Consider the following 7,417-nt stretch of genomic DNA (forward strand, 5'->3'; position numbering starts at 1 on the left):
ATAACCTTCGACGCGCACCCGCATAGCGGGTGGTTTTTTTGTCTCTCACCTAACGGAGCGAGACGGACTAATAGTCACATAATAAAAAAAGAAGATGACGAATCATCTTCTTAAACACTATGAGTTTATATCAGAGATATAATATTTTAAGTAAGTACTACCCTATGGAAATTATGGAGACCGTTTTATTGATTTTTACCAAAGACATCTCGATAGAGCATTCCAGTTCGTAAACTCTCTGCATCTCCGCCTAGTTGCTCCACCAACTCGTAGGCAAAGGCAAGGGCTGTTGAAGGGCCCCGACTGGTTGTCAAATGTCCATCTACCACTACTGTTTCCTTGACGTATTGACCATCAATGATTTGCTTTTGAACGCCATCATAGCAAGTAAACTGCTTTTTTTTCAATACTCCTGCTTGATTGAGGGCAATTGGCGCCGCACAAATGGCTGCCAATTTCTTTCCTTCTTGCTCGAAGCTTTGCAATTCTTGAATCAAGGACTGGTTGTCACGCAAATTTGCAGAACCTGGCATCCCTCCAGGAAGGACAATCATGTCATAGTCTGATAAATCACCATCAAAGACACGATCTGCTCTGACTTGGATTGCATGCGAACCTGTCACTTGCTCTTCAAAACCAACCATATCACAAGTGATATTGGCACGACGCAAGACATCTACTACTGTCAAAGCTTCAATTTCTTCAAAGCCCTGAGCTAACATAACTGCTACTTTAACCATGATTTTCTCCTTATTTGATTCGTTTTAATACAACCTTTTTCCGTTTGAATGGGACTTTTCCACTCTTTTCTTCAGCTAGATTGGTCTGGTAACTCATCGATAAAAGCAAGCCAACACCAATCAAATTACTAATAATAGCCGATCCCCCTTGTGAAATGAAAGGCAGTGGAATCCCGGTCAAAGGAAGTAAGCCCGTCACAGCACCGATATTTTCAAAGATGTGGAAGAGCAACATCATAATCAAACCTGTGGAAATATAGGTGTAGAACTGGTTATTTGATTTGAGAGTAATCTTCAACATACGGTAAATGAGCATGAGATAAAGAGCAATAACAAGGACAGAACCAATAAAGCCAAAATCTTCTGCGATCACCGTGAAAATCATATCCGACTCACGAACTGGAATAAGCAGATTAGAAGCATTAAATCCTTGACCAAACAAGCCACCGCTTCCAATGGCAATCTGCCCTTGAGCCTGTTGGTAGGTCGTTGTTTGGGCAAAGTCAAATGGATTGAGCCAAGCTAAAATACGGTTGATTTGGTATGTCGGCATTCCCAGTTGATGGAGAAAAGCCCGGCCATCCTTGCTGATAAAAATAGCTAAGAAACCAGCAATTCCTGTTACAGCAGTCACAAATACTGGGATAATAATTTTCCAAGAAACTCCTGATAGCAAGACGATTCCTGAGAAAATGGCTACAAAAACCAAAGCTGTCCCTAAGTCACTTTGAAGTGCCAAAAGAACTAGGACTGGAATAGTAAAGAGAATCATCCAGAAAATCAACAAGAAGTCCAGCGGAACTGTACGTCTCCATTCCTTATGTTTTTTTGTAAACTGGACAATCACACGAGCCAACATGAGGATATAGGATATCTTCATAAATTCTGACGGCTGGAACAAGGTAACACCATTTACCGATACCCAGTTTTTGGCACCTGTTGATGCAACTAAGCTTGGATTATAAAAGACGATAGGTAAAACCATAAGTCCCAAGCCTAAAATATATAGAAAAGGGGTCACCTTCCAAAGAAATTCTGTATTAAAAAGCATGACCACAAAACCAATCACAAGCCCCAAGGCGATCCAGGCGACCTGCTGCCCTAAAATGGGCAAAATATTGTTTGGATAATCATGACTAACGGCTATATAAATAGCCACCACGCCAATAACCAGTAGAAAAAACACTGGCAAGAGCAAACTATAATCGACTCTAGAGTCGAGAGAACGTTTCATATATACTAACCTTATACTTTCATACAATACTATTTATCAAAGTTCATTTAAAAATTTATCAATAGCCTCATCAACTTCGGATTGAGAGACGGTTTTAACGGTCGCTTCTTTTGCTAGAGAAGTCACAATTTGTTTGCCATATCGCTTTCCGACAATTCTCCTATCCAAAATAAGAGTTAAGGAACGTTGGTGTTCGCGTCTCATACTTCTTCCCAAAGCTTGCTTTAAACGAATAATGGCCATTGGTAACTGATAATCATAAAAGGCATTTTTTCCTTCCTGATTCAGTTCCTGATTAATCTTTTTCGTCAAGGGCTCTTGAGGATTTTGGAAAGGAAGTCTTGGTACAACTTGAATCACAAAAGGATGACTTGAAAAATCAACTCCCTCCCAGAAACTTGCTGCACCTAGCAGGATTTGTTGTTCACCTTTTTCAAAGCGTTTCTTAAGCTGATGAACATCCCCATTTTTATACTGGGCCAAGTGGCTAACTGGAAGTAAATCCGATACTGCTAGAAGCATGTCTTTAGCAGTAAAGAGAACTAAAATCGGTTGCTGGAAATCTTGAACATCCATCAGCAAATCAGCTACCTCTTTGGCGTAGACTTCTAAGGAGGTTTCTGTTACCAAGGGAAAATCCTTGACCAAGACCACTTCTTGATCCTGTTTTCCCCGAGCTTCAATCTTGACAAATTTGGCTTCAGGGTAGCCTAAAAGATCTGCCAAAGAAACCCTCTGACTAATCTCAAGAGTAGCCGACACTCCCAAGACTTGACATGAATTAGGTATTAAAGAAGATAGAAGAATACGTCCTGATTTCGTAGAAGAAATTTGAATTTTCTTTTGACTCGTTTCAATTGCTTCAAGCCAGTAGTCTCGGTCAGCTGTAAAATAGCGAACCAGCTCCTCAAAGCCTTCTACTTCTAATTCTGAAAAATACTGGTGGAGATTGACCAGAGAATCTAAGATATTTTTCCTAGATTTTCCAGACTGAAATTGTTCTATCAAGTAGAAGCACTCAAAGCGAATACTTTCTAGTATTCGTTGCTGGACCTTATTTTGCTCCTCCAGTAAAGCCTTATCAAGCAAATCGATAATAGACTGGATATCGTAGGTCTCTTGAAGCAGATTTTCTAGAGCTAACAAAATCTTTTGAACTTCATCAATAATCAATAAACGGTCGCTGACAAATTCAGGATTATCTTCAAGTCTGGTTACAAGATAGGCATGATTGGTCACTAAAAGCTTGCAGGTTTGTGCCTTTTCTTGACTACGTTTCCAAAAATCTTCCGTCACAAATAAGCTCTGAGATGATAAATTCCCGTCATGACGAAGATCAGTCAGAAAATGTTGGTAACGGTAGAGTTGCCCGATTTCATCCAAATCTCCTTTCTCTGTCTCTGTCAACCAAACCAAGAGTTGCATTTTAAAGCGTCTAAATAAGCGATTTTCATCATTTTCCTGCAAGGAACGATAAAAGGCATCCAACTTCAGATAATTGTGTGGTCCTTTTAAACTATGAATATCTATATGGAACACTTCCTTGAGACGTTTACCTTCTTCTTCCATGATCTGATTTTGAAGAATCTTTGTCGGAACGCTAAGGACAATCTGACGATTTTCCACTTGGGACAAAGCAGGTAAGAGATATCCATAGGTTTTCCCAATCCCAGTCGGAGCTTGAATTAATGAGACAGGCTCATCTTTCAATAGCAAGCCAACCTCTTTAGCAAAACTTTCTTGTCGTTCCCTCACTTCAAGGTTCAACAAAGAAATATTTTTAGAAAAATCTTGGGATAGTTTTCGTGGCTCCAGGGGAGCTCCAGTTTTCTTGAAATACAGTCCTTGAACTTCGACCAAGTCTGGAGAAGTCAGAATAGATTGGCTGCGATAAATTTCTTCAATAACCAGGTAGGACTCATATAAGAGGGCGTCAGCCATTTCCAGCAAGCGTTCCAAGAGTCCTTTAGGAAGTTGGGCCATCTTTTCTCGTAAAAAAAGAAGTAATTCCGCAGTAGCTTGGGCATCTGAAAGGGCTGTGTGAGCATGTTTTAGAGGAATTCCTAATTCTCGACACAATATCGGCAAGCTATATTTTTCCAGTTCAGGGAAAAAAACCTGAGCCAATTCGACCGTGTCAATACGAGGATTTCTTAGTTCATAGCCTTCAAAAAATAAATTTTCCGCCAAAAGATTGGCATCAAACTGAACATTATGGGCTACAAAAATCCCATCCTCCACCAAGTCAAAGATTTTTCTAGCAACTTGCGAAAAATCAGGTGCTTGCTCCAGACGTTGGTCAGTCAGTCCTGTCAGTTCTTTGATATGAGCATCCAAAGGTTCATGTGGATTGACATCCGTCGTATAGTGATCGACGATTTTCCCATTCTCAATCACAACAATTCCCACTTGGATAATTTTAGCCTTACTACCTGTGCTAGTTGCCTCTAAATCCACCACAACATAGCGATTACCAATCGTTTTCATTATAAAAATTATACCAAAAAAAGGGCTATTTGGCACCACTCAACTTCGATAGAAAAATCACTTTGCTTGAAAAAATTTTTATCGTTAATAGGGATACCCACAAAGAAATCATCGCTAGACTGGATTATGAGGTCCCATCTTGCCCTGATTGCGGAAGCCAAATAAAGAAATATGACTTTCAAAAACCGTCTAAGATTCCTTACCTCGAAACAACTGGTATGCCTACTAGAATTCTTCTTAAAAAATGCCGTTTTAAGTGTTATCAGTGTTTGAAAATGATGGTGGCTGAGACTTCTATCGTCAAAAAGAATCACCAAATCCCTCGTATCATTAACCAAAAGATTGCTTAAAAGTTAATTGAAGAGGCTTCTATGACTGATATTGCCCATCAGCTTGGCATTTCAACTTCAACTGTCATTCACAAGCTCAATGACTTTCACTTTAAGCATGATTTTTCTCGGCTTCCAAAGACTATGTCTCAGGATGAGTACTCCTTCACCAAGGGAAAGATGAGTTTCATTGCGCAAGATTTTGACAATCTCAATATTATCACTGTTCTTGAGGGAAGAACACAGGCTATTATCCGAAATCATTTTCTGCGCTACGATAGAGTAGTCCGATGTCAGGTGAAAATCATTACTATGGATCTGTTTAGTCCCTACTATGCCTTAGCTAAACAGATTCGCTTTCGAATTTCTAGGCTCAGGCTGAAACAGTCTCCCAGACTGTTTCACTCCCGAATACTAAAATCGTTCTAGATCGCTTTCACCCTTCGTTATTATATTTCTAAACTTAGGCTAAAACACTCCACTGGACTGTTTTACTCCAACACTTAAGCCGTGCTATGATTCGTGTGCGTGTCCAAATTATGAATCAATTTGAACGAAAATCTCATGAATATAAGGCTATCAAGCGTTACTGCAAGCTCATCCAACAGGATAGTCGTAAATTGAGTGATAAACGTTTTTATCGCCCTACTTTTCGTATGCACTTAACCAATAAAGAGATTCTTGACAAGCTTTTGAGCTATTCAGAAGACTTGAAACACCACTACCATCTCTCTCAACTCTTGCTTTTTCACTTCCAAAGTAAGGAGCAGGAGAAATTTTTCGGACTCATTGAGGACAATCTAAAACAGGTTTATCCCCTTTTTCAGACTATCTTTAAAACTTTATCTCAAGGATAAAGAGAAGATTGTCAACGCTCTTCAATTACCCTATTCTAACGCCAAATTGGAAGCAACTAATAATCTTATCAAACGCAATGCCTTTGGTTTTCGGAACTTTGAAAAGTTCAAAAAACGGATTTTTATCGCTCTAAACATCAAAAAAGAAAGGACGAAATTTGTCCTTTCTCAATCTTAGCTTTTCTTCAACCCACTACAGTTGACAAAGAGCATTAAAAAAAAAAGAAGATGACGAATCATCTTCTTAAAAACTATGAGTTTTTAGTCTTCTTTTTTCTTGCGAGAAAGAAGTCCAAATCCACTTAGGGCTCCAAGAAGTCCAAGCGCTGCGAGGCTAGCGTTAGCTTCTGTACCTGTGTTAGGCAATTCTTTAGCCACTGTATTCACGTTAGCTGTTTCAGCGTTATTAATTCTATTATTTCCTCCATTATATGATGGAACATAAGGAATTTCTTTAAAGATATCTTTAGCTAAAACTGTATATGCTTTACCATTATTCAAAATAACCGTTGCATTTCCTTTATCATCGAAGATTACTTCTGCTACATCTGGGTTAGCTGCCATAATTTTGGCTTTAGCTCCCGCTTTATCCGCGTCTGTTAAATTGTCCAAATCAGCTACAAGTTGTTTTTCAAAATCAAGATTAAGATTTTCACCATTGTTTTTAGTAGCTACATCTGCTTCATCTTTAACTAATTGTTCAGCTGAAATTGTTGCTGTTTTTCCATCTACTGTGGTTACTGTCGCGTTACCCTTTTCATCTACAACAACTGTTGAGCCTGGATTTACAGCTTCCACAGCAACCTTAATCTTAGCAATTTCTTCAGGAGTTAAGTTATTCTTATCTGCTACCAAGGTACGTGTAGCTGGAATATTCACACCATTTTGCTCAGATAGGTCTGCAAGTTTTTCTGTTGGAATAACTAGTTGAGAAGCAGGAATTACGGCTGTCTTACCATCTTTCGTAGTAACTGTCGCATTTCCTTTATCATCTACTACGACAGTTGAGCCTGGGTTAACGGCTGATACTGCTTTCTTAACTGCTTCTTTTTCTGCATCAGTTAAAGCATCTTTCTTAGCAACTGCTGTTTTAACCGCCGGTGTGTTGATATCATTGCCTGCATTTGGTTTAGCGACTGCTTCTGCTGTCTTCGTCAAATCAGCTGCTGGAATAACCGCTGTCTTACCTGAAGGTGTTGTAACAGTTGCGTTACCTTTGTCATCTACTACAACCGTAGCACCTGGGTTAACGGCTTTAACCTTATCCTCAATAGCTTTCTTCTCTTCTGGAGTAAGGGCTTCTGGATTGGCTACTACTGTCTTAGACGCTGGGGTAATCACATCGTCGCCTGCATTTGGTTTAGCCGCTGCTTCTGCTGTCTTCGTCAAATCAGCTGCTGGAATAACCGCTGTCTTACCTGAAGGTGTTGTAACAGTTGCGTTACCTTTGTCATCTACTACAACCGTAGCTCCTGGGTTAACGGCTTTAACCTTATCCTCAATAGCTTTCTTCTCTTCTGGAGTAAGGGCTTCTGGATTAGCTACTACTGTCTTAGACGCTGGGGTAATCACATCGTCGCCTGCATTTGGTTTAGACGCTGCTTCTGCTGTCTTCGTCAAATCAGCTGCTGGAATAACCGCTGTCTTACCTGAAGGTGTTGTAACAGTTGCGTTACCTTTGTCATCTACTACAACCGTAGCTCCTGGGTTAACGGCTTTAACCTTATCCTCAATAGCTTTCTTCTCTTCTGGAGTAAGGGCTTCTGGATT

4 protein-coding genes and 1 pseudogene are annotated in these 7,417 nt (G+C 39.8%); 1 reads left to right on the plus strand and 4 read right to left on the minus strand.

What is annotated here, in order from left to right; translation table 11 throughout:
- Positions 1–185: 185 nt before the first annotated feature.
- From B7692_RS07365 to B7692_RS07375, 3 genes are read right to left on the minus strand one after another with little or no spacing between them, the layout of a single operon-like run.
- The gene (locus B7692_RS07365; protein WP_084930345.1) at positions 186–740 is read right to left on the minus strand and encodes a DJ-1 family glyoxalase III; all 555 of its coding nucleotides are present in this window, start codon (positions 738–740) and stop codon (positions 186–188) included.
- Positions 741–750: 10 nt separating this feature from the next.
- Entirely contained in the window at positions 751–1,974 is a 1,224-nt protein-coding gene (locus B7692_RS07370) for an FtsW/RodA/SpoVE family cell cycle protein (RefSeq protein ID WP_033684954.1), read from the minus strand.
- Positions 1,975–2,010: 36 nt separating this feature from the next.
- The gene (locus B7692_RS07375) at positions 2,011–4,461 is read right to left on the minus strand and encodes a bifunctional DnaQ family exonuclease/ATP-dependent helicase (RefSeq protein WP_084930346.1); all 2,451 of its coding nucleotides are present in this window, start codon (positions 4,459–4,461) and stop codon (positions 2,011–2,013) included.
- Between the two features lie 29 nt (positions 4,462–4,490).
- Here B7692_RS07375 and B7692_RS07380 point away from each other — a divergent pair.
- Positions 4,491–5,825 (plus strand): annotated as a pseudogene (locus B7692_RS07380) (transposase).
- A gap of 83 nt (positions 5,826–5,908) precedes the next feature.
- On the opposite strand, the gene B7692_RS07385 reads toward B7692_RS07380, so the two are convergent.
- Positions 5,909–7,417 (minus strand): MiiA motif-containing surface protein (locus tag B7692_RS07385; RefSeq protein ID WP_142360047.1); only part of this gene is annotated, 1,509 nt, incomplete at its 5' end.

Source organism: Streptococcus mitis (genome assembly GCF_002096925.1).
GTDB lineage: Bacteria > Bacillota > Bacilli > Lactobacillales > Streptococcaceae > Streptococcus > Streptococcus mitis_AF.

What these genes read in the sequence shown, in the direction of transcription:
- B7692_RS07365 (WP_084930345.1), bottom strand. Translation starts at nt 740, where the DNA reads ATGGTTAAAGTAGCAGTTATGTTAGCTCAGGGCTTTGAAGAAATTGAA.
- B7692_RS07375 (WP_084930346.1), bottom strand. Translation starts at nt 4,461, where the DNA reads ATGAAAACGATTGGTAATCGCTATGTTGTGGTGGATTTAGAGGCAACT.
- B7692_RS07370 (WP_033684954.1), bottom strand. Translation starts at nt 1,974, where the DNA reads ATGAAACGTTCTCTCGACTCTAGAGTCGATTATAGTTTGCTCTTGCCA.